This window comes from Marivirga lumbricoides, assembly GCF_014636295.1.
Classification (GTDB): domain Bacteria; phylum Bacteroidota; class Bacteroidia; order Cytophagales; family Cyclobacteriaceae; genus Marivirga; species Marivirga lumbricoides.
Genome location: NZ_BMEC01000046.1, coordinates 1 through 1,378 on the forward strand (window position 1 = coordinate 1; position 1,378 = coordinate 1,378).

The 1,378-nt window shown below is 40.5% G+C and carries 2 protein-coding genes; both read left to right on the forward strand.

Annotated features, from left to right (window positions below; all coding sequences use genetic code 11):
- A partial coding sequence (locus IEV85_RS24670; protein WP_345261769.1) for an ISAon1 family transposase N-terminal region protein occupies positions 1–428 on the forward strand: 428 nt, incomplete at its 5' end.
- Positions 403–1,378: ISAon1 family transposase (locus IEV85_RS24675; protein ID WP_188467938.1), on the forward strand; the 976-nt coding region annotated here is incomplete at its 3' end. The genes IEV85_RS24670 and IEV85_RS24675, both read left to right, overlap by 26 nt.

Consider the following 1,378-nt stretch of genomic DNA (forward strand, 5'->3'; position numbering starts at 1 on the left):
GGATCAATCTGAAAATCTGGGGATTTATAGATGAAGGATTAACTTTGCACAAAAAAAAAGTTAAAGTGGATCAGGGTTTAATTGAGTTGTTTTTGCCTGAAGGCATTCTTGAGTACTTCCAGGTTACTTCAGTAACCAAGAAAGAAGATACTATTCAAATCAGTTTAGAAGAAAAGAACACTATTCCGGAAGAGTATGCCGGACAGAAATTATTGTCGAAAGGTTTTTATGATGTGGTCACCATCCAGGACTTTCCTGTACGCGGAAAAGCCTGCTACTTAAAAATAAAGCGCAGAAGATGGACAGTGGAAAGCACTGGCCAGATAGTATCAAGAGATTGGAGCCTGGTGGCTAAAGGAACGCGTTTAACAGAAGAATTCGCGGCTTTTTTAAAAGCAGTGCATCGATACCGCGCCAGTAAGCTGTAAAAGTTTAGGAAAGTATTTCTGTGTAAATGGGAAGTTACTGGAAGAACAATATTACGCTCATTTAAGTGATTTTAGCCACTGGGAACAACTTGAGCACTCAGAAGATCATATAGTTTTTGCTGAAAATATTGGAGAGTATCTCACTATTGATGAAACCTCTCTTTCCCGGGGAGAGCTTTATACCGTCATCACCAATAAAGCTGCCAAAGGACAAAAAGGAGCCTTGGTGGCAATGATCAAGGGCACGGAAAGTAAAAAAATAAGAGCTATCCTGACAAGGAAAATCCCTCTTCATATAAGAAAGAAGGTAAAGGAAGTCACTTTGGATATGGCAGCCAGTATGGAGCAGATTGTGCGTAAAACCTTTACAAAGGCCACATTGGTCACAGACAGGTTCCATGTTCAAAAGCTGGCTTATGATGCAGTACAGGAGATGAGGATAGCTTACCGCTGGCAAGCTATAGACATGGAAAACAAAGAAATTGAGCTAGCCCGGGAATTAGGCAAAAGCTATGTTGCCAACAGGTTGGAAAATGGAGACACACATAAACAACTACTGGCAAGAAGCAGGTACCTGCTTTTTAAGAGTAAAAGCAAATGGTCTCCTTCACAGCTATGGAGAGCAGAATTGCTGTTTAAATATTATCCTGAGCTAGCAAAGGCATATGACTTGGCTCAAAAGCTTGGACATATTTACCATACTGTAAAGGATAAAGGCGTGGCTTACCTCCATCTGGCCAGGTGGTATGATCAGGTAGAGAAAGCCGGGTTTAAAAGTTTCAATACCGTATCAAGAACTATACAAAACCACTACCAAACAATCCTCAATTTCTTTGAAAGAAGAAGTACCAATGCAGCAGCTGAATCATTTAATGCAAAGATCAAAGCCTTTAGAGCTCAGTTCAGAGGGGTCAAAAACGTAGCTTTCTTCCTCTATAGACTCTCAAGAA